This is a genomic window from Deinococcus sp. YIM 134068, from assembly GCF_036543075.1.
Classification (GTDB): Bacteria; Deinococcota; Deinococci; order Deinococcales; family Deinococcaceae; genus Deinococcus; species Deinococcus lichenicola.
Map to the genome: position 1 here is coordinate 126,038 of NZ_JAZHPF010000001.1, position 25,786 is coordinate 151,823.

The 25,786-nt window shown below is 70.3% G+C and carries 28 protein-coding genes; 14 read left to right on the forward strand and 14 right to left on the reverse strand.

Going from position 1 to position 25,786, the window contains the following annotated elements; translation table 11 throughout:
* Positions 1-195 precede the first annotated feature (195 nt).
* The 4 genes from V3W47_RS00680 (at position 196) to V3W47_RS00695 (ending at position 4,136) form a co-directional block, all read left to right on the forward strand.
* Positions 196-987, forward strand: coding sequence for a hypothetical protein (locus V3W47_RS00680; RefSeq protein ID WP_331823219.1), 792 nt, complete (start codon positions 196-198; stop codon positions 985-987).
* Positions 988-1,019: 32 nt separating this feature from the next.
* Complete coding sequence (locus V3W47_RS00685; protein WP_331823220.1) at positions 1,020-2,753, forward strand: adenine deaminase; 1,734 nt, start codon at positions 1,020-1,022, stop codon at positions 2,751-2,753.
* Between the two features lie 69 nt (positions 2,754-2,822).
* Positions 2,823-3,680 (forward strand): alpha/beta fold hydrolase, encoded by an 858-nt coding sequence (locus tag V3W47_RS00690; protein WP_331823221.1) that lies wholly within the window; start codon positions 2,823-2,825, stop codon positions 3,678-3,680.
* 90 nt (positions 3,681-3,770) lie between these two features.
* Positions 3,771-4,136, forward strand: a complete 366-nt coding sequence (locus tag V3W47_RS00695; protein WP_331823222.1) for a 2Fe-2S iron-sulfur cluster-binding protein — start codon at positions 3,771-3,773, stop codon at positions 4,134-4,136.
* A gap of 408 nt (positions 4,137-4,544) precedes the next feature.
* On the opposite strand, the gene V3W47_RS00700 is transcribed toward V3W47_RS00695, so the two are convergent.
* The 4 genes from V3W47_RS00700 to V3W47_RS00715 all read right to left on the reverse strand — a co-directional run bounded on the left by V3W47_RS00700 (position 4,545) and on the right by V3W47_RS00715 (position 7,651).
* Positions 4,545-5,345: a DUF421 domain-containing protein gene (locus tag V3W47_RS00700; RefSeq protein ID WP_331823223.1), complete on the reverse strand. Its 801-nt coding sequence runs from the start codon at positions 5,343-5,345 to the stop codon at positions 4,545-4,547.
* Positions 5,342-5,536: a hypothetical protein gene (locus V3W47_RS00705; protein ID WP_331823224.1), complete on the reverse strand. Its 195-nt coding sequence runs from the start codon at positions 5,534-5,536 to the stop codon at positions 5,342-5,344. The genes V3W47_RS00700 and V3W47_RS00705 overlap by 4 nt, the downstream gene beginning before the upstream one ends.
* 118 nt (positions 5,537-5,654) lie before the next feature.
* On the reverse strand, positions 5,655-6,677 hold the full coding sequence (gene mltG, locus V3W47_RS00710; protein WP_331823225.1) for an endolytic transglycosylase MltG: 1,023 nt from the start codon (positions 6,675-6,677) through the stop codon (positions 5,655-5,657).
* Positions 6,674-7,651 (reverse strand): carbohydrate kinase family protein, encoded by a 978-nt coding sequence (locus V3W47_RS00715; protein ID WP_331823226.1) that lies wholly within the window; start codon positions 7,649-7,651, stop codon positions 6,674-6,676. Before V3W47_RS00715 ends, mltG begins: the two co-directional genes overlap by 4 nt.
* Positions 7,652-8,137: 486 nt before the next feature.
* Here V3W47_RS00715 and V3W47_RS00720 point away from each other — a divergent pair, with 486 nt between their 5' ends.
* Both V3W47_RS00720 and V3W47_RS00725 read left to right on the forward strand, forming a co-directional pair.
* Positions 8,138-8,923 carry an enoyl-CoA hydratase-related protein gene (locus tag V3W47_RS00720; protein WP_331823227.1) on the forward strand — a complete coding sequence of 262 codons (786 nt, stop codon included), beginning with the start codon at positions 8,138-8,140 and terminating at the stop codon, positions 8,921-8,923.
* 62 nt (positions 8,924-8,985) lie between these two features.
* On the forward strand, positions 8,986-9,846 hold the full coding sequence (locus V3W47_RS00725) for a sulfurtransferase (RefSeq protein ID WP_331823228.1): 861 nt from the start codon (positions 8,986-8,988) through the stop codon (positions 9,844-9,846).
* A gap of 9 nt (positions 9,847-9,855) precedes the next feature.
* Here V3W47_RS00725 and V3W47_RS00730 read toward each other — a convergent pair whose 3' ends face one another.
* Positions 9,856-10,293, reverse strand: coding sequence for a hypothetical protein (locus V3W47_RS00730; protein WP_331823229.1), 438 nt, complete (start codon positions 10,291-10,293; stop codon positions 9,856-9,858).
* Between the two features lie 167 nt (positions 10,294-10,460).
* Positions 10,461-10,958: a thioredoxin-like domain-containing protein gene (locus tag V3W47_RS00735; protein WP_331823230.1), complete on the reverse strand. Its 498-nt coding sequence runs from the start codon at positions 10,956-10,958 to the stop codon at positions 10,461-10,463.
* A gap of 71 nt (positions 10,959-11,029) precedes the next feature.
* Here V3W47_RS00735 and V3W47_RS00740 point away from each other — a divergent pair, with 71 nt between their 5' ends.
* Positions 11,030-11,605: a 3'-5' exonuclease gene (locus tag V3W47_RS00740; RefSeq protein ID WP_331823231.1), complete on the forward strand. Its 576-nt coding sequence runs from the start codon at positions 11,030-11,032 to the stop codon at positions 11,603-11,605.
* A gap of 449 nt (positions 11,606-12,054) precedes the next feature.
* Here V3W47_RS00740 and V3W47_RS00745 read toward each other — a convergent pair whose 3' ends face one another.
* Entirely contained in the window at positions 12,055-13,512 is a 1,458-nt protein-coding gene (locus tag V3W47_RS00745; RefSeq protein WP_331823232.1) for an MBL fold metallo-hydrolase, read from the reverse strand.
* Positions 13,513-13,624: 112 nt separating this feature from the next.
* Between V3W47_RS00745 and V3W47_RS00750 the strand changes: the two genes are divergently transcribed.
* Both V3W47_RS00750 and V3W47_RS00755 read left to right on the forward strand, forming a co-directional pair.
* Entirely contained in the window at positions 13,625-14,086 is a 462-nt protein-coding gene (locus V3W47_RS00750) for a universal stress protein (RefSeq protein ID WP_331823233.1), read from the forward strand.
* Entirely contained in the window at positions 14,083-14,994 is a 912-nt protein-coding gene (locus V3W47_RS00755; RefSeq protein ID WP_331823234.1) for an L-lactate dehydrogenase, read from the forward strand. The genes V3W47_RS00750 and V3W47_RS00755 overlap by 4 nt, the downstream gene beginning before the upstream one ends.
* A gap of 11 nt (positions 14,995-15,005) precedes the next feature.
* Here the strand turns inward: V3W47_RS00755 and V3W47_RS00760 are convergent, their stop codons facing one another.
* From V3W47_RS00760 to V3W47_RS00775, 4 genes are all read right to left on the reverse strand, one after another.
* Positions 15,006-15,389: a nuclear transport factor 2 family protein gene (locus V3W47_RS00760; protein WP_331823235.1), complete on the reverse strand. Its 384-nt coding sequence runs from the start codon at positions 15,387-15,389 to the stop codon at positions 15,006-15,008.
* 80 nt (positions 15,390-15,469) lie between these two features.
* Entirely contained in the window at positions 15,470-16,552 is a 1,083-nt protein-coding gene (locus V3W47_RS00765) for an LptA/OstA family protein (RefSeq protein ID WP_331823236.1), read from the reverse strand.
* 12 nt (positions 16,553-16,564) lie between these two features.
* The gene (locus V3W47_RS00770; protein ID WP_331823237.1) at positions 16,565-17,452 is read right to left on the reverse strand and encodes an LptA/OstA family protein; all 888 of its coding nucleotides are present in this window, start codon (positions 17,450-17,452) and stop codon (positions 16,565-16,567) included.
* Positions 17,449-18,084: a hypothetical protein gene (locus V3W47_RS00775; protein ID WP_331823238.1), complete on the reverse strand. Its 636-nt coding sequence runs from the start codon at positions 18,082-18,084 to the stop codon at positions 17,449-17,451. Before V3W47_RS00775 ends, V3W47_RS00770 begins: the two co-directional genes overlap by 4 nt.
* 148 nt (positions 18,085-18,232) lie before the next feature.
* Between V3W47_RS00775 and V3W47_RS00780 the strand changes: the two genes are divergently transcribed.
* From V3W47_RS00780 to V3W47_RS00790, 3 genes are all read left to right on the forward strand, one after another.
* Positions 18,233-18,997 carry a TatD family hydrolase gene (locus tag V3W47_RS00780; protein WP_331823239.1) on the forward strand — a complete coding sequence of 255 codons (765 nt, stop codon included), beginning with the start codon at positions 18,233-18,235 and terminating at the stop codon, positions 18,995-18,997.
* Between the two features lie 99 nt (positions 18,998-19,096).
* Positions 19,097-20,257, forward strand: coding sequence for an acyl-CoA dehydrogenase family protein (locus V3W47_RS00785; protein ID WP_331823240.1), 1,161 nt, complete (start codon positions 19,097-19,099; stop codon positions 20,255-20,257).
* 53 nt (positions 20,258-20,310) lie between these two features.
* Entirely contained in the window at positions 20,311-20,688 is a 378-nt protein-coding gene (locus V3W47_RS00790; RefSeq protein WP_331823241.1) for a DUF6210 family protein, read from the forward strand.
* Between the two features lie 42 nt (positions 20,689-20,730).
* Here V3W47_RS00790 and V3W47_RS00795 read toward each other — a convergent pair whose 3' ends face one another.
* Complete coding sequence (locus tag V3W47_RS00795) at positions 20,731-20,922, reverse strand: hypothetical protein (protein WP_331823242.1); 192 nt, start codon at positions 20,920-20,922, stop codon at positions 20,731-20,733.
* Positions 20,923-21,127: 205 nt separating this feature from the next.
* Here V3W47_RS00795 and V3W47_RS00800 point away from each other — a divergent pair, with 205 nt between their 5' ends.
* Complete coding sequence (locus V3W47_RS00800; protein ID WP_331823243.1) at positions 21,128-23,077, forward strand: S9 family peptidase; 1,950 nt, start codon at positions 21,128-21,130, stop codon at positions 23,075-23,077.
* Positions 23,078-23,346: 269 nt separating this feature from the next.
* On the opposite strand, the gene V3W47_RS00805 is transcribed toward V3W47_RS00800, so the two are convergent.
* Positions 23,347-24,249 (reverse strand): hypothetical protein, encoded by a 903-nt coding sequence (locus tag V3W47_RS00805; protein WP_331823244.1) that lies wholly within the window; start codon positions 24,247-24,249, stop codon positions 23,347-23,349.
* A 241-nt stretch (positions 24,250-24,490) separates the two neighbouring features.
* Entirely contained in the window at positions 24,491-24,766 is a 276-nt protein-coding gene (locus V3W47_RS00810; protein ID WP_331823245.1) for a hypothetical protein, read from the reverse strand.
* 34 nt (positions 24,767-24,800) lie between these two features.
* Here V3W47_RS00810 and V3W47_RS00815 point away from each other — a divergent pair, with 34 nt between their 5' ends.
* The gene (locus V3W47_RS00815; RefSeq protein WP_331823246.1) at positions 24,801-25,760 is read left to right on the forward strand and encodes an ABC transporter substrate-binding protein; all 960 of its coding nucleotides are present in this window, start codon (positions 24,801-24,803) and stop codon (positions 25,758-25,760) included.
* The last annotated feature ends 26 nt before the right edge of the window (positions 25,761-25,786 follow it).

Below are 25,786 nucleotides of genomic sequence, written 5' to 3' on the forward strand. Positions count from 1 at the left end.
GAGGCCAAGCCCGTTCACCCCCTCCCAGCCTCCCCCCTCAAGGGGGAGGAGAAAAGAGAGCAAGAGCTTCAGCTTTGCTGCTCCCTCTCCCCTTGCGGGAGAGGGCCGGGGAGAGGGGTGGCAAGCAACGCTTGCCCTTCTGGCGCACCTCCAGCAGCAGTCGTCAACTAACGCCCCGACCCTCTAGACTCCCCCATGCACTTCCCCACCACCTGCCCGACGTGCGCGCGTGAGGTGCCCGCCGAGTTCGCGGACAGCCTGATCCACGAGCTGACGTGCCCTTCCTGCGGGGCGCGGTACGTGGTGTACGTTCGCAAGCAGAAGTTCGAGGTGCTGTTCGACCTCGGCACCCGCGCGCTGCTGGAGGGCTACGCGCGGGAGGCGGTGGCCTCGTTCGCGGCGGCCCAGGAACGCTTCTTCGAGTTCTACGTCAAGGCGTTCGCGCTGGAGCGGGCGGCGGGGCGGGAGGGCGACTTCGAGGAGGCGCTGGCCGCGCTGGACGGCACCTGGCGGCACGTGGCGAGCCAGTCCGAGCGGCAACTGGGGATGTTCGCCCTCGCCTACCTGCTGCGCGAGGGGCGGGCACCCGACTTCCTGACGCCGGGGGCGCTCGGCAGCGACTTTCGCAACCGGGTCATCCACCGGGGCGTCCTGCCGCGCCGGGAGGAGGTGGAGGCGTACGCGGCGCGGGTCTTCGCCCTCATCGACCGCCTGCTGACCGCGCTGGGGCCGGGAGCCGCTCAGGTCGAACTCGCGCAGGAACGGGCTTTCGCCGCACACCTCGCGGGGCTGCCGGAGGGGGTGGTCGCCGTCTTCGAGGAACACCCCGGCATGTTCCGCGCCCGCCGCTTCGCCGGACCTGGGGGCGGGGAAACGGCACCCAAAGCGACGGTCGGCCCGTCCACCCCGCCCCTCAACGACGCGCAGGCCTTCGCGTGGGCACTTGCCGAGCGGGGCGCGTGGAGAGGCCCCCTCAAACGGAGGTAGCCGGGAGCGAGCCGCCGCGCTTACACTGTCCCATGAGGCGACCTGACGGCGGCGAGCGGGCGGCGCGGGAGCGGCTGGTGCGTGTGGCGCGTGGCCTGGAGGACGGCGACCTCCTCGTACGCGGGGTGCAGGTGATTCAGCCCGCGACGGGCGAGGTCTTCGGGGCGGACGTGCTCGTGGCGGAGGGGCGAGTCGCCGCCCTCGTCGGCACGGGGTCGGGCGCGCGGGCGGCGCGGGTGGTGGAGGCGCGCGGGGCCTTTCTCGCGCCGGGCTTCATGGACGCGCACGTCCACATCGAGTCCAGCCTGCTCACGCCCGCCCGCTTTGCCGAGGCGGTGCTGCCGCGCGGCACGACGGCGGTGGTCGCCGAACCGCACGAGGTCGCCAACGTCCTCGGTGCCCCCGGTCTCGCGTGGATGCTGGAGGCGGGGCGATCTTCGGGCCTGCGCGTCTTCGCCTCGGTGCCGTCGTGCGTGCCCGCGAGCGAGTTCGAGTGCGGCGGGGCGACGCTGGGAGCGGAGGAGGTGGCGGGGGCGTTGCGACTCCCCGGCGTCCTCGGCCTCGCCGAGATGATGAACTACCCCGGCGTGCTCGGCGGTGATTCCGGTGTATGGGACGTGCTGGAGGCGGGACGGGGTGGGCGCGTGGACGGGCATGCGGCGGGCGTGTCGGGCCGTGACCTGATGGCCTACGCGGCGGCGGGCATCCACTCCGACCACGAGGCCACCACCCCGGAGGAGGCCCGCGAACGCCTGCGCGCGGGGCTGTGGCTGATGGTCCGCGAGGGGTCGGCGGCCCGCAACCTGGAGGCGCTCCTCCCCGTGCTGCGCTCTGGCCCCCGCCGCGCCATGCTCGTCAGCGACGACGTGAGCGTGGACGAGCTGCTGGAACTGGGCCACCTCGACCGATTGATGCGCGCGTGCGTGGCGGGCGGCCTGCACCCCGCCGACGCCGTGGCGCTCGTCACCTGCAATCCTGCCGAATACTGGGGGCTGCGCGACCTCGGCCTCGTCGCGCCCGGTTATCACGCGGACTTCGTGCTGCTGCGCGACCTGGTGGGCTTCGAGGTGCTGGAGACCTTCGTGAGCGGCGTGGAGGCGCGGGCGGGTGGCGTGACCCCGCCCCTGCCCGGTGGTGGCGTGACCCTGGGGCCGGGGTGGGACGCGGCGACCTTCGACATTCCGGCCCACTGGCCCGTCATGGAGATTCGGCCCGACCAGATCACGACCGGGATGGGGGAGCTGGGGACTGGAGACGCACGGCTGGTCGTCGCTGACCGCTACGGGCGCGGTGAACACTCCACCTGCTGGACCTCCGGCAGCGGGTTGACGGGTGGAGCACTCGCCGTCAGCGTGCTGCACGACGCCCACCACGTCGCCATCCTCGGCGGCACCGACGCTGACGTGCGGGCGGCGGGCCGGGCGCTGGAGGAGCTGGGCGGCGGCGTGGTCGTCGTCGCCGGGGGCGAGGTGCGCGCCAGCCTCCCGCTCCCCTTCGCGGGGCTGATGAGCGACCTGCCCCCGCGTGAGGCCGCCGCCCGGCTCTCGGAGGTGACGGCGGCGGCCCGCGCCCTCGGCTGTCGCCTGCCCTACCCCGTCACGACGCTCAGCTTCCTGGGCCTGAGCGTCATTCCGGCCCTCAAGCTCACCCCGCGCGGCTTGCTGGACGTGACCCAGTGGCGGCTCCTCCCGCGCGAGGAGGAGTTAAGCCGGGGTCTCCCCCTCCTTCCGGGTGGGCGAAGGCTGCACGGCAACGCGGAGGACTGAGGCGGGGAGGTCAAGAAACGTTTCCCCTCCTCGCACCGCAGCTCTCCAGCCGTAGGGAAGACTGCCTCTATGCCAACTTCCCGCCAGATCGTCGTGAACGGGGTGCGCCTGCATTACGTGGAGGCGGGGGAGGCGAGTGGCCCGCTCGTCGTCCTCCTGCACGGTTTTCCCGAGTTCTGGCGGGCGTGGGAGGGACAGATCGGCCCGCTCGCCCGCGCGGGCTTCCGGGTCGTCGTGCCCGACCTGCGCGGCTACAACCTCAGCGAGAAGCCGCCCGGCGTGGACGCCTACCGCGTGGGGAACTTGCAGGAGGACGTGGCGGCCCTCATCCGCGCGCTGGGGCACGAGCGGGCGCACGTCGTCGGGCACGACTGGGGCGGGATCGTCGCGTGGGCGCTGGCGATCCGGCAGCCGGAGGTCGTGGAGCGGCTCGTCGTCCTCAACGCCCCGCATCCGGCGGCGTTCCGGCGCGTGGCGCGCAAGCCCGCGCAGTGGCGGCGCTCGTGGTACATCTTCTTCTTCCAGCTTCCGTGGCTGCCCGAACGCTTCCTCCACCGCTTCGGCGCGTGGGCGCTGCGCGGCACGAACCCGAACGCCTACTCGGGCGAGGACCGCCGCCTCTACCGCGAGGCGTGGGACCAGCCGGGCGCGGCGACCGCGATGATCAACTATTACCGGGCGATGGGCCGGGCGGGCGGCACCCAGGGCGGCGGGCGGTCATCCCAGGTCCGCGCCCCCACCCTCCTCCTGTGGGGCGAGCGCGATGTGGCGCTCCTCCCCGAACTCGCCGACGCCGACGGGCTGGAGCCGTATGTCCCTGACCTGCGCGTGGTGCGCTTCCCCCGCGCGAGCCACTGGGTCATGCGCGACGAGCCGGTGAGGGTGAACAACCTGCTGATCGGCTTCCTCTCCGGCGCGCCAGTTTGAGCGGTTCTGGCGACTGGCCGCTGGCGACCATGAGCCTTTCGCTGACCGCTGAAAGCTGACGGCTGACGGCTCCCCATGCCATCCTGACCCATGACGAACATCACGGTCGAGGGCTACGGCGTCGTCGAGGGCCGCGAGGGTGAGCGGCTGGTGCTCGCGCTGGAGCGGGGCGGCGTGGACATCCTGCACCGCTGCGGCGGCGTGGCCCGCTGCACGACCTGCCGCGTGAGCTTCACGGAGGGCGAACCCGAGATCATGACCGTCGCCGAGCGCGACAAGCTGGCCGAGAAGGACCTCCTGGGCACCGCCCGCCTCTCCTGCCAGATCGAGTGCCACGGCGACATGAACCTCACGCCCCTCCAAACCGCCCGGTCGAGCGGCCTCGAACCTGGCAAGGCCCCCACCGAGAGCATCCAGCCCGAAGCCCAGTGGATTCCGAGGGAAACGCGGGCATAGGGGATGGGATGAGGGATGGGTGATGAGGGATGAGGAAAAGGACCTCTGGTGGGCGGTCCATCTGAGCTTCGTTCCCTCGTCCTGAGCAGGTTTAGAGAGTCGTCTTATGACCCGTCCGTCTTATGGCCCGTCGTACAGAAAGCCAATGGGAACGTCATTGTTCTCCCTCTCCCCTCGTGGGAGAGGGTCGGGGTGAGGGGGCGTGTGACCCGCTCAAGCGTGAAGGAGAGGAGTTGACCCTCCGCTCTTTTTGGAGGCCAGGCCCGTTCACCCCCTCCCAACCTCCCCCCTCAAGGGGGAGGAGCTTGAGAATCCATTTCAAACAGGGCGCGACTTGGGCCGCTGTTCAGCAAGGGAAGAATTGAGGCGACCGCATCGCGCCGCGCCCCTCCCCACCCAACCACCCCCTTACCCCGGCCCCGTCCCCAGCGGTCCCGGCCCGCCGCCCTCCCCCGTGCCCTGCCCCTTCTGCCCGCCCTTGCCGCCGCCGTCGCCGAGGGGGTCGGTGGTGGCGGGCGTCCACGTGTCGCACGCGCAGTTCGGGCAGGCGGGCAGGGCACCGCTCGGCGTGAGCAGGGTGCCGCAACTCGTGCAGGCGACCTCGCCCGTGTGCCGGGTGCCGACCTTCAGGTGGGGGGGCGGCTCCAGGTCCCACGGCGGCACGACCGGGAGACCCGCCGGGGCCGCGTCCCCCCTCATGAACGCAGTGAGGTTGCCGTCCTGCTCGAAGTACGCGCGGCTCACCTCACCGAGTTGCCTCACCCCCTGCGCCCGCAACCGCTCGAACAGGTCCTCCCGGCTGAGGTTCGCCCGGCTGAGCGCCCGTGGGTCCATCACCCCGTCCCGCACGAGTTCGACGGGCATGCCCTCGATATATGTCTCCACCGTCTCGTTGCGGATGACGAGATGGGCGAGCAGGCGCTGAAAGCCCACCACGAGACCCAGCGTCAGCATCGCGTGGAGGAGCGGCACCTCCGGGTAGAACATCGGGTCGCCCGCCGCCGACCCCAGCCCGATCACGATGGCGAGTTCCAGAGGGCTGAGCTGCGCCAGGCCGCGCTTGCCCGTGATCCGCAGCAGGAAGACCAGCCACAGGAACATCAGCGACGTGCGAAAGACGATCTCCAGCAGAAACAGCGGCGGCACGTCTCCCAGGAACATGCGCGCGAGGTCGAACGGCACGATCTCCGGGCTGCCCCCGGCGCTCACGGCCTCTGCTCCCCAGTGGGCGGCACATCCCCCGCGCGCAGGCCCAGGCCGCCCAGCACCCGCTCCCGGTCCCAGCCGATCAGCGCGGAGAGTTCGGCGAGCGCGGCCTCGAACTTCGGCGAGCCGGGCGGCAGGCTCCGCAACTGCGCCCACAGGGCGTTGCGCCGCGTCAGGAAGTCACGGGGGGGCATGGAAGGGAGTCTAAATGTCTGACGGTCCAACGGTCTAACCGCCAGACCGCCGGAAAAGCTCACCGTTCCCAGCCCTGGACCTTTGGACAGCTCGACGGTTCGACCGTTAGACAGCGCCTCAGCGATAGCGAGCGATGTCCCGCAGATGCGCGTTGTAATCGTTGTTGACGTAAATCTCGCCGTTCAACCCGTGCAGGAAGTACAGGGCGTCGCGCCCGTCGGCGAGCTTGCGCTGGGGCGAGAGGACGCTCAGGAGCGCGGCCTGACCGGGGTTGTTGATCGGCCCAGCGGGGAGGCCCGGACGGGTGTAGGTGGAGTACGGTGTGTCCTTCGTGAAGTCCCCGGCGCTGCGGTCGAGTTCGGGCAGGTCCTTGCCCAGCCCGTAGGCCACGGTGGGGTCGCTGCCCAGGTTGATCCTGTCGCGGATGCGGTTGAGGAACACCCCGGCGATGATGGGCATCTCCGCGTCGTTGGCGGCCTCGGCCTGCACCATGCTGCCCAGGATCACCCAGTCGCGCACGCTCAGGCCGAGCGCCCGCGCCTTCGCCACGTTCGCGGGCGTGAACTCCTGCTCCATGCGGGCCACCATCTCCTGCACGGCGCTCCTCGGCGTCTCGCCCACGCGGAACTCGTAGGTCGCGGGGAAGACGAAGCCCTCCAGATTCCCCTTCGCGTGCGGGCTGAGGGAGGCGTCGGCCAGCGCCTGTCGGATGCCCGCCACGTCGAAGCCCGCCTTCTGGAAGATGGGCGGAATGTCCTGAATCCGCCGCCCCTCGGGGATGGTCACGCTCACGGTGGGGACGCGGGCGGGTCCGGCCAGCCGCTCCGCCACCTGATAGACGTTCAGCTTGCCGTCGAGGTCGTACATCCCCTCCTTGAGACTCCCCGCCGTGCCGTTGCGGTCCATGACGAAGCGCAGGACGCGGGCGTTCTTCACGATGCCCCGCGTCTCCAGCGTCCGGGCCACGCCGGAGAGGGTGTCGCCGGGCCTCACGGTGAGCGTATAGGCCGTGCCACCCGCCGGGGCCGTGAGGTTCCGCACGTACAGGAACACCCCGCCCGCCGCGAGCAGCACCAGCACGACGAGGGTGAGGAGGAGCCACACCCAGAGGGGTGTCCCCCTGCCTTGCAGCCGGGTCACGCGCCCACCCCCGCCCGCACGAGGTCGAGGCGGGCGCGCAACTCCGCGTCGGCGGGGGGCCGGGCACCGAAACGCGAGACCACCCAGCCGCCCACCTGCGCCCCCAGCCGCGCCGCCCGCACCGCGTCCCCGTGCCGCAGCCACCCGGCCAGGAACGCGCCCCCGAAGCTGTCGCCCGCGCCCGTCGCGTCGATGGGGTGGTCGTTCGTCGCCGGAACGCGCGTGCGCGGCTGCCCCGTCCCCTCCAGCAGCGCTCCCTCCTCGTCGAGCTTGAGGACGACGAGAGCCTGTGGGTAGCGCCGCCGCCGCCAGTCGAGGCCCTGGTCCGGGTCGGCGCAACCGCTCATCGCGTGCGCCTCGTCCGCGTTGGGGAAGATCACGTCGAAGGGGATGGCGTCCACAATCTCCAGGAAGACCTCGCGCCCCATCTGCCCGATCATCTGGAAGCTGCCGGGATCGAGGCTGAGGGTCGCCCCCGCCTCCTTCGCCACCCGCGCGGCCTCCAGCGCGGCGGCACGCGGTGGGTCGCGGAAGAGGCTCCACGCCGTGAGGTGCAGGTGCCCGGCCCCGGCCAGCACGTCACGCGGCAGCTCCCCCGGCAGGAGTTCCCAGTCCGCGCCCTGCCCGGTCAACATGGCCCGCTGCCCCCGGCGGTCGATCAGGGCGAGGATCACCCCGGTCGGGTGTTCGCCGCTGAGGGTGAGGTGCGCCGTCACCCCCTCGTCCTCCAGCTCGGCGGTCGCCAGCTCGCCAAAGCGGTCGCGCCCGATCTTGCCGACGAAGGCCGCCGGGTGTCCGGCCCGCCGCGCCCACACCGCGAGGTTCGCCGCCGACCCGCCGCCCGACAGCTCCATCCGCCCGGTCGTGTCGCCCCCGGCCATCAGCATCGTGTCGGGTCTGGCGAGCACGTCCCACGCGAGGTCGCCCAGCGCCACCAGCGGCCCCCGTCCGTGCTTGAGGTATTCCTGAGTCATGACTCCGCGCAGCATACCTTCCGGCGGCGGGCGGGAAGATGGGAGCGGCGTGCAGGATGGTGAGTCGGTGACGGCTGAGCTTGACGCGAGGTGGATGACCAAAGCGATTTGTCGATCTGTTCTTTGGGGACGCTCCCCCCACTCACCCCCTCTGCCTCGCAGCTTTGCAAGTCCCGGCATCCCCCAGGGAACGCCTGATGTGCAAGAGAAAGTCAGCGTACCGGACGTGTTCTTTTCTCCCTCTCCCCCTGCGGGAGAGGGCCGGGGAGAGGGGTGGCGAGCCACGCTCGCCCTTCATTGAGGCGGCAAAAACACTCTTTTCGCCCAAATGGCAATTCACATCGGGCGTTCAAGGTGGAGGGGTAAAAGAGAAAGTCCCACGCACTCTCGTCGTCGCCCGACAGTTCAAAGCGAGAGGCGACATACCCGATTTTCCCCTTGCCCCCAACCCCTAACCCCTTCCCCCCTCCTGCTACGCTAGCCTCCATGACAGCCGAACCCGTGATCCTCGTGGAGACCCGCGCGGGCATCCGCACGCTGACCCTCAATCGCCCGGAACGGCTCAACGCGGCCAACGACGCCCTGCTGCTCACACTCACCGAGGAGTTGCAGAAGGCCGACATGGACCCCGCCGTGCGCGTGGTGATCGTGACGGGGGCGGGACGTGGCTTCTGCGCCGGACAGGACCTCGGGGACGTGTCGGGGCGCGACATGACCTTCACCGAGCATCTGCGGGCGACCTACAATCCGCTGATCCGCACCCTGCGCGGTCTGGGCAAACCCGTCATCACCGCCGTCAATGGGGTGGCGGCGGGGGCGGGGGCGAGCCTCGCGCTGGCGGGGGACATCCGGCTGTGGGCGCAGTCGGCGAGCCTGATCGAGGTCTTCTCCAACATCGCCCTCGTGCCCGACTCGGGAAGCACGTGGTTCCTGCCGCGTCTCGTCGGCATTCACCGCGCCTTCGAGCTGATGGCCCTCGCGGAGCGGGTGGGGTCGGAGGACGCCCAACGCCTCGGCCTGTGCGAACACGTCTTCCCCGACGAGACCTTCGCGGACGAGGTGCAGGCCTATGCCGAACGCCTCGCCGCCCGCCCCGCCCACGCCCTGAGCCTCACCAAGCAGGCGCTGAACGCCGCCCTGACGAGCACGCTGGAGGGGGCGCTGGAGCGCGAGGCCGAGTTGCAGCAACTCGCCGGAAGCCACTGGGAACACGAGGAGGGCGTGCGGGCCTTCAAGGAGAAGCGGGCACCGGAGTTCGTGCGGGAGGGGTGACGGGCGCGGCCCATCCTTCTTCCGGGCAGTCGAGGGTTCGGGGGGCGGTGTAGCCTGCGACCATGACGAGCGCCGACTCACCCCTCAAGTCCGCCGCCTGGCTGGTGGAGCACCTGCACGACCCACGCCTGCGCGTTCTGGACTGCCGCTATGCCCTGACCGACCCGCTCGTCGGGCGTATCGCCTATCTGGAAGGGCACGTGCCGGGCGCGATCTATGCCGACCTTGAGACGGACCTGAGCGGCCCCGTGCGGCCTGACGGCGCGGGCGGGCGTCATCCCCTCCCCGACCCGCAAGTGCTGGCCGCGTGGCTGGGAAGCGGCGGCGTCAGCAATGACAGCGTGGTGGTGGCCTACGACGACCCGAGCACCGGGCAGGGCTTCTACGCGGCGCGGGCGTGGTGGCTGCTGCGCTGGTTGGGGCACCGGGAGGTCCACGTGCTGGACGGGGGCTGGCCCGCCTTCCTCGCGGCGGGTGGAGCATCGAGCACGAAGGAGCCGGGCCACGCGCCGACGACCTTCACGCCGGACGTGCAACCGGAGTACGTCGCCACCGCCGAGGATGTGGCAGACCGCGACGCGGGCACGCTGCTGATCGACTCGCGCGCCCCCGCCCGCTACCGGGGCGACGTGGAGCCGCTGGACCGCCGGGCCGGGCATATCCCCGGTGCCGTGAACCGCGAGTGGGCCGGGGCGCTGGACGACCAGGGACGGTGGCGGGATGTGGAAGCCCAGGCCGCGCGCTTGGACACGGGCGACGCGCCCACCATCGCCTACTGCGGCAGCGGTGTGAGCGCCACGCCCAACCTGCTGGCCCGCGAACTCGCCGGGGTGCCCCTCGGCCCGCGCAACCGCCTCTACGCTGGCTCGTGGAGCGACTGGGTGAGCGACGACGCGCGGGCAGTGGCAACCGGGGAGGAGTGAGGGCAGGGGTCAACGGAAGGTGCGCGTGTACGTTCCGCAACTGTCGCCGAGTCGGGTCTCAAGGGCGGTCGTCGAGAACTTCGGCACGTTCAGCAATTCCACCGGGCCTTCGCACCCACTGCGGGGGGGCACCTGCAAGGCGTACTCCTTCGTTATTCCGTCCTTTAGCCGCACGACGTGGAACAGTCGGTCAAGGGCACCTCGCTCGCCGTCCCTCAGATAGAAGTCGTCTTCCAGCAGGACGAAGTTCTTATTCAGGCCCATCCACCGACCCGACGCCTGCCACAACGCCCGACCGGAGGTTTTGGCAAACGCCTGCACTCCACAGGCGAGGTAAGCACCGCTGAAGCATGAGTATGTCAGCAGCACCGGATCGATCAGACGGAGTTCACGTGCTTCAGGCTCGACGGCGACTGTCCAGAGAAGCTTCGAGTCTTTGAGGCGCACTGCCCGAAGGACAGACTCTCCCCGAGAATCTGGGAGGTTTGAGAGGACATAAGTGACCTCGGCGGTTCGCACCACAGACTGACTTGATGCGGCTGGCACCAACAGAGCGAAAAGAAGTGAAACGGCTCTCACGCTGACCTCCAGCCGTCAATGGGTCGAGGTTCCTCCTACCGCGTCCCCCCGTACCCGCCGGAGCACGCCGCGCCGCGTTCGGGAGCGGTCGGCCCCTGCTCGTACTTGTCGAGGAAGGCTTTGAGGCGCTCATCCGTGGCCTCCTGCACCCGCACCTGCGCGTTCCAGGCGCTCGCCACGACGGGCGTGGGCAGGCCCTCATAGGGGCTGAGGAGGGTATAGGGCCGCCCGTCCACGAGCGCCTTCAGGGCCGCGATGCCCTCCGCGCCGAGGTCGGGGCGGTAGGTGATCCACACCGCGCCATGTTCGAGGCTGTGGACGGCGTACTCGTTGTAGAGCGGCTGATCGTAGACGCCGCAGTTCTGCCAGCTCGGGTTGTGGGGGCCGCCCGCCGGAGGGGTCTCGGTATACACGAGCGACCCGGCGCGGTGGTCGCTGGCCGGGTACTGGAAGGTCTGGAGGCCCTCGATGTCGTCCCCTCCGCAGGCGGCGAGGGTGAGGGGCAGCAGGGCGAGGAGGAGCGTGCGTTTCATCAAGGCCCAGGTTACGGCGAGATGGTGAAACATACGCCCCATTCGGCACGGTCCGCGTGGAAGGCTGGGGCATGAGCGTCCCGGCCTCCCTCCCACCCCTGGCGGGCCTGAACCAGCCCATCATCTTCGTGGATACCGAAACGGGCGGGCGCGACCCGGCGCGGCACCCACTCCTCACCGTCGGGCTGGTCACGCTGACGCCGCAGGGAGAGGTCACGCGGCCCCTGCACCTGCGCGTCCGCCATGAACGCTACGACGTGGAACCGGAGGCGATGGCCGTCAACGGGATTGACCTGGAGGCCCACCACGCCGCCGCGCAGCCTCCGGAGGAGATTGCCGACGCCGTGCGGCTCTACGGGCGGGAGGTCGGGCGGGTCATGCTGGGTGGGCACAACCTGCACTTCGACATCGGCTTCCTGCGGACGCTGCTGCCGGACCTGGGGAGCGTGTTTCGGCGGGGGCGGGTGGACACGAAGCTCAGCGCGCAGTTCCTGATTCATGCGGGATTGCTGCCGCGCAAGGTGGGGACGCCGCTCGATCAGCTCGCGGGGCACTTCGGGTTCGAGTACCGGGCGCACGATGCGCTGGAGGATGCTCGGGTGACGGCGATGGTGTATGCGGAGTTGTTGCGGTTGGCGGCTCGGTGAGGGGGCGGGGCATCTTGCGACGGTTTGCCCCACCCTCCAGCCCCCTACCCACAGGGGCAGGGGGAGCGGCGCTGCGCTAGGCAAGTGTTTATAGGCCGCGCCCGTGGTCGGGTTCTCGGCGTGGCAAGGTTTGATCTTGTTGCATCCCAGTCACTCACCCACCCAGGGAGCTGCGCGAGCCGACGTGGTGGTGGGATGGGGCGTCGGCTCACGGACAAGGATCGGGCGTCGAGAGTGACGGTTTTTGGAGAGCGAAGGCTCCAGCATCTTTTCTCCCTCTCCCCCTGCGGGAGAGGGTTGGGGAGAGGGGTGACGAGCACCGCTCGTCCTTCTGTCCGGTAGCAACTACGCTCCTCTTGCCCGAACTGTTGATATCGAGAGTCCTCGCGTCCTTGTAGGAGGGAGCCGGAGTGAAGAGGTGTATGACCACCTTCAACGCCCCACTTGCCCTACTCCCCCCCCACACTCTCCCGCGCCTCTCCCCTCTCCAGCGGCACGCCGGGCGGTCGTCCTCCCGGAAAGCTCGTGGCGAGCAGGTCCACCTCCTCGCGGTCGGGCATCAGGTTGCCGGTCAGGCCGCGCGCGGCGAGGACGGGCAGGAAAGCCTCCATGACGTGCCCCTCGCCGTGGACGAGCCAGACGCGCGGGGTGCCCGTGGTGCCCAGGAAGGTGAGGAGGTCGTCCTGATCGGCGTGGGCGGAGAAGCCGCCGATGGTATGGACGTGGGCACGCACAGCCACGTCCTCGCCGAGCAGATGCACGGTGTCGTCGCCCGCCACGATGCGCCCGCCCAGGCTGCCGGGCGACTGGTAGCTCACGACGACGAGGCTGGTGCCCGGCTTCCAGAGATGGTGCTTGAGGTGGTGCTGGATGCGCCCACCCGTCATCATGCCGTTGCCCGCGAGGATGATCGCCGGGCCGTCGTAGCGGTTGAGGCGCTGGGACTCCTCGCCCGTGAGGACGACGTGCAGCGTGGAGGGCCGGAAGGGGTCCTCACCCCGGCGCAGGGCGTCCCGTACGGACGGAATCAGCTCGTCGCCGTACTCGAAATAGGCGTGGGTGGCGCGGGCCGCCATCGGCGAGTCGAGGAAGATGGGCACGCGCGGCACCTCGCCCGCCTCCATCAGGTCCCGCAGGGTGGCGAGGATGGTCTGGGCGCGCTCGATGGCGAAGCTGGGAATGAGAATCTTGCCGCCCGCGCGCACGCTCTGGCGCAGGGCGTCCCGGAACTCCGCGAGGGTGGCGGGCCAGCTCCGGTGGGCGTGGTCGGCGTAGGTCGTCTCCAGCACCACCGTGTCGGCGGGCGGCGGGGGCGTGGGGTCGAGTTGCAGCCCGCTCTCGCGGTTGCCCAGGTCGCCCGACATCAGGACGCGCTCGCCGTCCGCCTCCAGCAGCAGGTACGCGCTTCCCAGAATGTGCCCGGCGCGGTGCGGTGTCACCCGCAGCGGCCCGATGTTCGCCGTCTCCCCGAAGCGCAGCGCGGGCCGCAGCAGGGCGAGGGCGCGGTGAACGTCGTCCTCGTCGTAGAGGGGTTCGGGGACCTCGGCCTCCCGTCCGGCGCGGCGGGCCTTGCGGAGGTCCTGGCGGTAGCCCTCCACCTGAAGGCGGGCGGCATCGAGGAGGACCGTCCCCGCGAGGGCCGCCGTCGGCGGGGTGCAGAACACCGGTCCCCGGTAGCCCCGGCGCACGAGGAGCGGTAGCCGCCCCACATGGTCGAGGTGCGCGTGCGTCAGGATCACGGCGTCGAGGTCGCGCGGGTCGAAATCGAACGCCTCGCGGTTGCGGGCCTCCAGCTCCTCGTTTCCCTGGAAAAGGCCGCAGTCGATCAGGACCTGCCCGCCGCCCGCCCTCAGCAGGTGCGCGCTCCCCGTGACGGTCAGGGCCGCTCCCAGGCTCAGAAGGTGCATGGGGCAGTGTAGGGCGGGACCGGGCGAGTGTGCGGCAGGTCACGAAGGTGGCTGGCTTTACCCCATCTTCAGGAAGTGGGGGACCGGGGGGGCGGGGGTGTACGGTCAGGGCATGACGGTGCCCGCAGGCGGTTCCTTCCAGAAGATTTTGGTCGGCCTCGACTTCTCGCCCGCGTCCCGGCACGCGCTGGAGGTGGTGCGAGTCCGCTTTCCGGGGGCACAGGTGCGGCTCCTCCACGTCACCGACGCCCGCGTGACGGCCACGCCCGACCTGATGGGCGGCCTGACCCCGGCGATGCCCGACCCCGGCCTCCTGAACACGCTGGAGGACGCCGACGCGCGGGGGCTGGCCCGCCTCGTGCGGGAGGGCGAGGAGACCGAGCAGGTCGTCGGCGACCCGGTGACGGGCATCCTGGAGGCGGCGCGGGCGTGGGGAGCGGAGTTGATCGTGGTGGGCACGCACGCGCAGGGGGCGGTGGAGCATTTCCTGGTGGGCAGCACGGCGGAGAAGATCGTGGCGCGCAGCCCGGTGCCGGTGCTCACGGTGCGGGGACCGGGGGGAGGTCAGCGATGAAAGTCGGAGTGGTGGGAACAGGACTGGTGGGGGCGACGGCGGCCTATGCCCTCACATTGAGGGGATCGTGCGGCGACCTCGTGCTCGTGGACAAGGACGAGAAACGCGCGCAGGCCGAGGCGCAGGACATCGCGCACGCCGCGCCCGTGAGCCACGGCACCCGCGTCACGAGCGGCGGGTATGCGGCCCTGGAGGGCTGCCGGGTCGTCGTGGTCGCCGCCGGGGCCAACCAGCAGCCCGGCGAGAGCCGCCTCGACCTCCTGGACAAGAACGCGGCCATCTTCCGGGACCTTGTTCCACAGGTAGCAGAGAACGCGCCGGACGCCGTGTTCATCATCGCCACGAACCCGGTGGACGTGCTCACCGACCTCGCCACCCGCCTCGCGCCGGGGCACGCGGTCCTCGGGTCGGGCACGGTGCTCGACTCCGCCCGCTTCCGGCACCTCATCGCCGCCCACGCGGGAGTAGACGCCACCCACGTCCACGGCTACGTCCTCGGCGAGCACGGGGACAGCGAGGTGCTGGCGTGGAGTACGGCCACGGTCGCGGGCCTGCCCGTCGAGAGCTTCCTGCGGGCGCGCGGGCGTGAGTGGACGGACGAGGTGCGGGCCGACATCGACGCGGGCACCCGTGACGCCGCCGCCGCGATCATCGAGGGCAAGCGGGCGACCTACTACGGCATCGGCGCGGCCCTCGCCCGCATCGCCGAGGCCGTCCTGAACGACCGCCGCTCCGTCCTCACCGTCAGCGCCCCGACGCCCGAGTACGGCGTGAGCCTCAGCCTGCCGCGCATCGTCGGCGCGCGGGGCGTGGAGGACACGCTGATGCCATCCCTGACGCCCGAGGAGGAGCGGGCGCTGGGGGCGAGCGCGGAGGTGCTGCGGAAGACGGGGGAGCGGCTGGGGTAGAGGGACTCTCCTCAGAACATCCCGTTTCCGTTCTTCGAGGTCTTCGGGATGGCCTGAAGGGCGTCCCAGTGTTCCACCACGCGGCCCTCGTCGTCCAGCCGGAAGATGTCGATGCCCGCATACTCGTGGTCGCCCGGCCAGACCTGATGACAGTGGAGAACCACGAAGTTTCCCTCGGCCAGGACGCGTTTGAAGTCCACCCGTTTATCGGGGTACTCCCGCGCCATCCTCTCGAAGTAGCGGACGAAGCCCTCCTTGCCGTCCTCCACATGCGGGTTGTGTTGGATGTACACGTCCCCGGCGTACCGCTCGATGGCCTCGGCGGGACGGTTCAGATTGAACATCAGGTCGTAGAAGGCGACGACGTTCTGCTTGTTGCGGGTCAGGGCGTCCATGACTGGGGACCTCCGGGCGGACGATTTCAGGGTTCCGTACCCGTCCTCCCCAACTGTAGCCCCACCGAAAACCCCCCGGCTCAGGGCGCAGGGGGATTTGGAGGAGTGGGGGGCGTTTCGGGAGGAGGCGTGGGCGTCGTTCCCGGCGGCGCAGTGGGCGATGCGGGCGTCGTGGTCGGCGTCTCCCCCTCTGCCGCCTCCCCGTCCTGAAACTCGCCCGTGATCGTGCCGCCCTCGCCCGCGCGGGCCACCACCTCGTTGCGGTCGAGGTCGTACAGCAGCTCCTGGGCGCGCAGCACGTCGCGGCCCTGCACGCTCTCGGCGGGCTGCTCGGGCGTGCCGATGAGGCGGGCGGTATTCGCCGCGTCGTCGTATTCCACGCGGGCCGCCTTGCTCACGCGTCCGCCCTGGCTGTTGAGGACCACGTTGCCCACCAGCGTCGTCTGCTCGGCGTCCACATCCACCTCGATGCGCTCGCTCTGGCCCGTCAGGGGGCCGTCATCGCTCGGGCGGGTGAAGCCGATGGGGCCGTCGATGCGGGCGATGCCGTCCACCTCGTCATACACGAGCTTCTGGCCCTTCAGCTCCGTCTTGCCCTGGGTGACGAGCACCGTGTCGGGGGCGGGCTTGGGGGTCGCCTCCACGGCGCAGCGGCTCAGGCGGTCGGTCTTGCCGGGGGGCACCTCGTCGAGGAAACGGGCGGCCCCGGCGCTCGCCTCCACCCGCCCGTCGCCGCCCTCGCCCTCCTCCCCCTGCCGCTGGGTGACGAGGGCCAGCGGCACCCGGATCACGTTCTTGTCGATGGTGATGCGGACGCCGCCCGCCCCCGACTCGCTGAAGACGGCGAGGCTTGGGGCGTCCTGGGGTTCGTCGTCCTGCGGGCTACAGATCGTGAAGATGCCCGTCTCGTCGCTGCTGCCCGTCCGCACGATGCGGATGCGCCGCTCCTCGCCGTCGTCGCCCTCGCGCACGAGTTCAAGGCTGGCGTTCTCGGCCTCGGCGGGGGGGGAAGTCTCGGTTGGCGTCGGTGTCGGGGCCGGGTTCTCCTGGGCGGGTGGGGTTGGAGTAGACGTGGGCGGCGCTCCCGTCTCCTGCGCCAGCACCCACGCGGGCAGGGCGGCCCCCAGGGTGAGGGCCAGCGTCAGGGTGAGGAGTCGCCGCACGCCCGCCCCGGCTTAGTTCTCGCCGCGCAGGCGGAACTGCTCGGTCGGAATCTTGTACGCCGTGTTCAGGGCACGCACGCGGGCGAGGTCGGTTCTCTGTTCCAGAGCGCCGCTCGCCGGGGCGCGCACCGTCGCCTTCGTGCGGCTGTCCACGCTGACGGCGTTGCCGACGACATAGGCGACGTTCTTCCGGTCGTCGTAGTACACGGCGTTCCCGGTGGTCGTCAGGGTCCCCTGCACGAGCCGCACGCCGCCGCGCACGTACAGGGTCTTCGTCTTCGTCAGGGCGCGGACCTCCTGCCCGGTGATGACGAGTTCCTTCTGGTTGCCCCGCGCGGCGCGGGTGAGGCTGGGAGTGCCCGTGAGCTGCGCGAGTTCGCGGTCCTCGTCGAAGGTCAGGCGGTCGGCCTTGCCCGTCTGGCTGCCGCTCCTGAGCAGGACGGTTCCCGTGCTGGTGGAGACGTTGTTGTCCACGTCGAGGCTCATCTGCCCGGCGCTGATGTTCACGGGGTCGTCCTCGCGGTTGGCGGGCACGAAGGTCGCGCTCGGGCCGCCGCCCATCACACCCTGCCCGGTCGCCTCGCTGTAGGCGAGCTGCCCGCCCTTCGCGGTGAGGCGTCCGCGCGTGACGACCACGTTGCCCGTGAAGTTGGAGGTCCGCCTGCCCTTCGCCTGGATCAGCGGCGTTCCGGCGGGCGCGGCCAGGGAAGCCTGCGCCGCCTGAATCTGGAGGGTACTCACGGTCGCCTTGACCGGGCTGCCCGTGAAGGACAGCGGCCCGTTCCGCAGGTCGCCGCGCGGCGCTCCCTGGATGTTGATGATGCGGCTCTCCGGGGCCGAGCCTTGGGCGAGCACGGTGGTCGCGGCGAGCGCGAGGGTGAGGGTCAGGTTCTTCTTCACGAGGGTTCTCCTGTTGGGGTGGGGCCGCCAAACGGCACACGCTTGCCGTTCTCGCAGACCTCGGTCGCGTCGGGGTTCCAGCCGAGGGTGGAGTCCTCGCCGCTGTCCTCGACCTGGAAGCCGAAGCTCATCCGCATCCGGGTCACACGTCCGGTCAGCGAGGGGGAATCCACGACCGCGACGGGGGCGCTGAAGCCCGACCCCTGCTCCACGCGGACGGGCTGCTCCGGCGTGCCGGTGAGGTTGATGCGCGCACACTGCTGCACGAGCGTGATTTCGGCCTGACGGGTCAGCATGTTGTCCTGCCCGTCGATGGTGAGGTCGGGGGCGGCGAGCATGGCGTCGAGGGTGAACTCGCCCGTCGGCTGCCCGTCGGGGCCGCGCTCCCGCAGCCAGCGCCCGCCGTCCGACAGGCCCGCGAGCCGCGTCTCGCCCTTCAGGGGGTCGCTCGTCACGTCCGAGGCCCGGAAACGCCACACCGCGCCCTCGTCGCGCGCCGGGTAGAGGGTCAGGGCCACTCCCTGGAGGCGGGCACCCGTGCCCGTGTCGCTCTCTTCCCCGGTGGGCAAAAATGCGAACACGAGCGCGAACACGCCCAGAAAGGCCAATCCGTACAGCCCCGCCTTCAACACGGGGGCAATCTAGCGCGGGGGTCCGGTGAGAGTGATGGGCAGCGCCTGACGCGGGTGAGGAACGGCGGGGGAGGTCGGAGGGGGTGCCGTGCGCGGGAAAGGAACGCCACCGCGCACCGCGTCCCGCCACCCGCGTACCCTCTTCCCCATGATCGACACCCACTGCCACCTCGACTACATGGGCGACCCGGCCTCCGCGCGGGGCGAACTCGGCCTGACGGGGATGGTGTGCATCGGCGCGAGCGTGGAGCATGCCCGCAACGCCGTCGCCCTCGCCGAACGCTTCCCCGACGTGTGGGCGACCGTGGGCCTGCACCCCACCGACACGGACGAGGACGGCCCGGAGGCGCGGGCGGTCCTGGAGCGTCTCGCCACCCACCCCCGCGTCATCGGCATCGGGGAGAGCGGGCTGGACGACTACTGGGACGACACGAAACGGGCGGCGCAGGTCGCGGCCTTCGAGTGGCAACTCGACCTCGCGCGGCGGACGGGCAAGCCCCTCGTCATCCACGTGCGGGACAAGCTAGGGCAGGACCGGGCACAGCGCGGCGTCGTGGATGTGCTCGCCGCGTGGCCGGATCAACCCGTCATCCTCCACTGCTTCAGCGGCCACGCGGGGCTGCTCGCGTGTGGGCTAGAGCGGGGAGCTTACTTCGGCTTCGCGGGCAACACGACCTATAAGAACGCGCGCGAGATTCAGGACGCCGCCCGCACCGTCCCTCTGGACCGCCTGCTCGTGGAGACGGACGCGCCCTTCCTCGCCCCCGTGCCGAAGCGGGGCAAACCCAACCGGCCCGGCTACGTGCGCCACACGTTGGAGTTCATCGCGGAATTGCGGGCGACGACGGCTGAGGAGTTAGAGGCGGTCACGGACGCGAACGCCCGCCGCGTCTACGGCCTTCCCACACCCTAAACTCCAGGCGAACACCTCCAACCTCAACCCGTGCAGAGGGCCGAACCCACTCACCACGGACCACTGACCACGGACCACTCACCACTGACCGGAGTCCCCATGATTGACGAATTCGCCGTCCAAGACCTCCTGCCTACCGACGAGAGACTGATCCGCGAGAGCGTGCGCGCCTACTGCGAGGCCGAACTCATGCCGCATGTCGGCGAGTGGTGGGACCACGCCGAGTTGCCCGTGCGCGACGTGATGCGCGGCTTCGGCCAGATGGGACTGCTCGGCCCGACCACGCCCGAGGAATACGGCGGCTCCGGCGTGTCCTACAGCGCCTACGGGGCGATGATGTACGAGCTGGAGCGGGTGGACAGCGGCCTGCGGAGCGCGGCGAGCGTGCAGGGCAGCCTCGTGATGTACCCCATCTTCACCTACGGCTCGGAGGAGCAGAAGCGCAAGTACCTCCCCGGCCTCGCCTCCGGTGAGCTGATCGGCTGCTTCGGCCTCACCGAACCCGACGGCGGCTCGGACCCCGGCGCGATGCGGACCCGCGCCCGCCGCGACGGGGACGAGTACGTCCTCAGCGGCAACAAGATGTGGATCACCAACTCGCCCGCCGCCGACCTCGCCGTGGTGTGGGCGAAGGACGAGGAAGGTGTGGTGCGCGGCTTCATCGTGCCGACGGACGCACCGGGCTTCAAAGCGCCCGCGCTGCACCGCAAGATGAGCCTGCGCGCCTCGGTGACGGGCGAGATCGTGCTGGAGGACTGCCGCATTCCCGCCGAGAATCTATTGCCCGGCTCGAACGGGTTGAGGTCGCCCCTCTCCTGCCTGACCTCCGCCCGCTTCGGCATCGCGTGGGGGGCGATGGGGGCGCTGGAGGCGGTTCTCCAGACGGCGCTGGACTACACGGGCAGCCGCACCACCTTCGGCAAGCCCATCGCGGGACGCCAGCTCGTGCAGGACAAGCTGGTGAGGATGGCGACGGACCACACGACGGGCCTTCTTCTCGCGTGGAGGCTGGGGCAACTGCGCGACGCGGGGCGCATGAACTTCGCGCAGGTCTCGATGGCGAAGCGCAACAACGTGCGGGTGGCGTTGCAGGGAGCACGCCTCGCCCGCGAGCTGCTGGGCGGCAACGGCATCACCACCGAGTACCCGATCATCCGCCACATGCTCAACCTGGAGACGGTGGACACCTACGAGGGCACCCACGACATTCACACGTTGATCGTCGGACGGCACCTGACGGGGGTGGGGGCTCTGGAGTGAGTGGGGGAAAGCCACACGTCTTCCTCGCCCCGGACGGGACGCGCGAGCCTTACGTGTTCGTCATCGTGGAAGCACCAACAGGCGTAACTTACGGTGAGCAGTGTGCGGGATACGCCAACGATCAGCGTCAGCTCGAAGGCTTTCTAATTCCGACTTTCGCCAATGCTGAGCCACTTGTTAACTTCTTCGGTCGGTTCCAAGGTTCGCCGCCCGGCAATCTGGAGGAGTGGAAGGCGCGTGATGTGGAGGAGTTGGCCGAATTGGTCGTAGGGCTAAGAATATGGCGCACGTACTCCAACGAGGACGAACGGAACGACGAACCACACTTTCTAAAACTGGACCGTGACCGTTTGGCGGAGTCTACGGAAGCATGGGTGCGGGTTCTCACGCCTTATGGGCCGGGCGTGCTGGTCTTCCCAAACAGCGATTAAACCTCACCACCCCTACCGCTCGAAGGAGTACGCCCCCTCACCTCACGTCAATAGCGCGATCTGCTGCGGATTGGCCCGCAGGACGGCCCGGCCCCGCGTGTACAGTTCGCTGATGGCCTGCGGCCCGAAGATGCGCGTGAGGCGGGTGCTCGTCAGCTCCACCGTGCGGCCCGCGAAGCGCAGGCGGACGAGGTTGATGGTGCCGGGGACCCAGGTGCACGACAGTTCCTGCATGGTGTTCTCCTCCAGAGGCCGGGGCGGCCAGGACCAGGCGAGACGCGACAGGAACCGCACGGTGGGTCCCGGTCGGTGCGAAGCGTGATGGGTGAAGCGCGGTGCCCTCATCTTAAGTCAGCTTCGTCAGGAAACGTGGGAGCTTTCTCACCTCTCCCAGACCGAATCTTCGCCTGAGCGTGCGCCCCCGTGCTTGACTGCGCCCATGACTCATATGCCCGGCCCAGACAGCCTGCTCGCCCTGGCCTTCCCATCCGACCCGCAGGTGAGCGCCGACGGTGCGCGTGTCGTTTTCGTCCTCTCGCGCATCGAGGAGGAGGACCCGGCACGGCTCAAAGACGGCTTCCCGAAACCGCGTTACCGCTCCCACCTGTGGATGTCGGAGGGGGGCGAGGCCCGGCAGCTCACGCGCGGGGAGGGCCGGGACACGTCGCCGCGCCTCTCGCCGGACGGGGAGACGCTGGCCTTCGTGCGCGAGGGCGGCGGCGAGAAGGGCCAACTCTTCCTGCTGCCGTTGACGGGGGGTGAGGCCCGGCGAGTGACGCGCTTCAAGAACGCGGTGACGGACGTGGCCTGGAGTCCCGACGGACGCTTCCTATCCTTTCTGAGTCTCGGTGACGACGAGGACAAGCGTGACGAGCGCGGCGAGGCCCGCGTCATCACCCGCCCGCGCTACCGCTTCAACGGGCGCGACTGGCTGCCCGAACGGCCCACCCGGCTGTGGCTCTACGACGTGGCGACGGAGGAATTGCGCGAGTGGCACGCGCCGGAGATCGAAATTACCTCCTACGCCTGGTGGCCCGATTCACGCGGCGTTCTCCTCGTCTCCAGCCAGACGGAGGACGACGCGGCGCAGTGGCGGCAGGAGGCGGACACGCTGCTTCCTGGCGGGGAGCGCACCCGCCTCACCCGCTGGAACTCCGCGATTACCTCGGCCACGCCCCACCCCGACGGGGAACGCTTCGTCCTCGTGGGCCGACCGGAGGGCAAGGGCAGCCCGGAGGACCCCCACCTCTTCCTCGTGGAGGGGGACGGCACGTGGCGGCGGCTGGACGAGGGGTGGGACCGCCCGGTCGGCAATCTGGTGGGTGGGGACTGTCACGTGGGAGCTTTCCCCGAGCGCCCCGCGTGGCTGGACGGGGAGACGCTGCTCTTTGCCAGCACGGTCGGCGGCTCGTGCGGTCTTTTCCGGGTGGGATTGGACGGCGCGGTCACGCCCCACGACCACCGCGAGGACGGGGTAATCTGCGCCTTCACCGCGCGGGGGGGCGGCGTCGCCCTCATCCGCGAGCGGGCCGACCGCTTCCCGGAGGTGGAGCTGAACGGGGTGCAGGTGACGGACCTCCACGCCCAGCTCCCGTTCCCCGTCCGGGCACCGGAGCGCGCCTGCTTCACCAACGACCTCGGCGAGGGGGAGGGCTGGGTCCTGCTGCCGGACGGGGAGGAACACGTGCCCGCCCTGCTGAGCATCCACGGCGGGCCGCATACGGCCTACGGCCACGCCTTCATGCACGAATTTCAGCTTCTCGCGGCGCGGGGGTACGGGGTGTGCTACGGCAACCCGCGCGGCAGCGTCGGCTATGGGCAGGCGTGGTCGCAAGACATCCACGGGCGTTGGGGCAGCGTGGACATGGATGACCTGCTGGCCTTCCTCGACGTGTGCATCACGACCTTCCCGCGTCTCGACGGCGAGCGCATGGGCGTGATGGGCGGAAGCTACGGCGGCTACATGACGAACTGGATCACGGCGCACACGAACCGCTTCCGCGTCGCCGTCACCGACCGGAGCATCTGCAACCTGATCTCGTTCGGCGGCACCTCGGACATCGGCGGGCGCTTCTGGGACGACGAACTCGGCCTGAACTTCCACCGGAGCGCGGACACTCCCCGCCTGTGGGCGATGAGTCCCCTCGCCCACGTGGAGAACGTGCGGACCCCGACGTTGATCGTCCACAGTGTCCTCGACCACCGCTGCCCCATCGAGCAGGCCGAGCAGTGGTACGCGGCCCTGCGTCTCCACGGCGTTCCCTTGCGCTTCGTCCGCTTCCCCGGCGAGGACCACGAACTCTCGCGCTCAGGCAGACCGGACCGCCGGATGGGGCGGCTGGAGGAGTATCTCGGCTGGCTGGACGGGTATCTGCTGGGAGACAGGTAGAGGAAGTGGTCGCCGGGCGGCTCGGGCCGTTCATCCCCTCCCGGCCTTCCCCCCAAGATGCTGGATATAAATTGCGGGCTGGCTGAGAGAAGCGTTTTCAGCGTCTGGAAAGAGGACAGGCGGTGCTCGTCACCCTCCTCCCCCACAAGGAGGGAGAAAAGACCGCCTCCATTGCTCTTCCACCCTTCGCCCCTCCAAAAAGAGAAGGCCGGGCAACCCGCACCCGACCCCTCGACCCCTCGACCTCTAGACCCCTAAACAGCCAGGCCTCACTCCTCGTTGCGCCGATTCCCCCAGCCCCGGTCCGTGCGGGCGCGCGGACGGAAGCCCTCGCCCTGGCCGCCGCCCTCCCCACCCTGCGGACGGGACTCGCGGTCGCCCCCGCCCTGGAAGCCGCCACGGTCCTCGCGCGGACGGAAGCCGCCACCCTGACCCTGAGCGCCCCGGTCGTCACGGGGGCGGAAGTTGCCCCGGTCGCCGCCACCCTGATAGCCGCCACGGTCGCCGCCCTGGAAGCCACCCCGGTCCTCACGCGGACGGAAGCCGCCACCCTGACCCTGAGCGCCCCGGTCGTCACGGGGGCGGAAGTTGCCCCGGTCGCCACCCTGATAGCCGCCACGGTCGCCGCCCTGGAAGCCACCCCGGTCCTCACGCGGACGGAAGCCGCCACCCTGCCCACCCCGGTCGTCACGGGGGCGGAAGTTGCCCCGGTCGCCGCCACCCTGGTAGCCGCCACGGTCGCCACCCTGGAAGCCACCCCGGTCCTCACGCGGACGGAAGCCGCCGCCCTGGGTGCCCCGGTCCTCGCGGGGCTTGAAGCCGCTCGCCTGGGTGCCCTGGCTCTCGCGCAGTTCGCGCATCTCGCGGCGCAAACCACGGATTTCCTTGCTCTGGGCCTCCAGCATCTCCTTCATCTCACCGAGGAGGGCCAGGAGATCGTCGGCGTCGATGTACTCGTCCTCGCCCTCTTCGCCTTCAGCGTCCTCGTCCTCACCCTCGCCCACATTGCCGCTGTCCATTGCGGCGGCGAGGCCCTCCTGCTCGGCCTCCTCAGCGTCCAGCACGGGGTCCTCGTCGGGTTCGCCCTGGAGCTGGGGCAGCACGTCGCGCAGCTCCTCCGGGGTCTCGTGCAGGTCGCCCCGTGGGTCAAGCTCGTTGGTGTCGTTGGTCATGGTGATCCTTTCTCCGCGCGCTCGCGCAGACGTACCCCGGAGTCTACCACCGGGGGGCGGTTAGCCGTCGGCGTTCAGCCGCCAGCGCGACCGCAGAGGCGGAGGGCAACCCCTCAGTCAGCTTCGCTGGGGGGAGCCTGTTCTGCTTCTGCCTCCCTTTTAGGGGGAGGTGCCCCGCAGGGGCGGAGGGGTCGCCCGTCGGCCAGTGAAACAGGGGAACGGCGTTCGCCAGACGACGCACCTACCGCCGGAAGATCGCCAGCAGCGCGGAGGCGGGCAGCCGCATGAGCGCCCCCGCCGCGAGGCCCCCCAGCACGGCAAGGAGGACGTGCAGCGACGCGGCGAGCCACAGGGCGACGAAGACGAAGGTGCCCGCACTTCCCGCGAGGATCAGGGCGATGGCGGCGGGCGTTGTCCTCGGGACGCCACGATTCGAGGTCCATGCGGCGAGGATGATACGCAGGCTCCAGGTGGATGCCCGGTTTCCGCCAAGCCCGAGTTTGGAAGCCCCGGTCATGGTCGTGCGGCGTGACCCTCCTATACTCGCCCCCATGAAGCTCGCCGCCGCCCTCCTCCCTCTGCTGGCCCTCGGCACCGCGTCGGCCCAGAACGCCGCTCCCCGTACCGTGACCATCGGCCTCGGCTACCTGCCCAACGTGCAGTTCACCCCTTTCTACGTGGCCGACAAACTGGGGTATTTCCGGGCGGAGGGGGTGAACGTGCGGTTCCAGCACGGCTTCGTCTCCGAACTCATGCCGCTGCTGCTTCAGGGCAAGCTCGACTTCATCGTGGGGGACCCCGAGGACGCGATCTTCGCGCGCAATCAGGGCGCGCCCGTGCGCTACGTGATGGCGATGTACCAGAAACTTCCCGTGACGATCTTCAGCACGAAGCCCCTGAATGGGGCCGCCGACCTGCGGGGCAAGACGGTCGGGGTGCCCGGCACTTTCGGCAGCTCCTACGCCGCGCTGCGGGCCGTGCTGGACGACGCGGGACTGCGGGAGGGGCGCGACGTGCGGGTTGCCTCCATCGGCTTCACGCAGCTCGACGCCGTGCGCGCCGGGCGGGTGGACGCCGCCGTCGGCTTTGTGAACAACGAGGTCGTGCAGCTTCGCGCCTCGGGCACGCGGGTGGGCACGATTGACGTGACCGCCGCCTACCCGATGGTCGGCTCCGGCCTGATCACGCTGGAGAAGACGCTCACCGGCGACCTCGCCCGGCGGGTCGTGCGGGCCTCGCAACGCGGGTTGAAGTTCACGGTGGCCGACCCCGCCCGCGCCTTCCGGGTGGCCCAGCCCGTCTTCGGCACGGGCGGCGGCACGCTGGACATCCTGCGGGCGAGCGTGCCCCTGATGCAGAGCGCGTACACCCGCGCCAACGGCCTCGGCGCGAGCGACCCCGCCGCGTGGACGAAGGCGGTCGCCGCGCTCGTGAGGCAGGGCAGCCTCCCCGCCGGGGCGAGGGCGGGCACCTTCTACACCAACAGCCTGATCAGCAAGACGGTGCGCTGAGGCCCTGGACCACGGCTCTCTCCCCT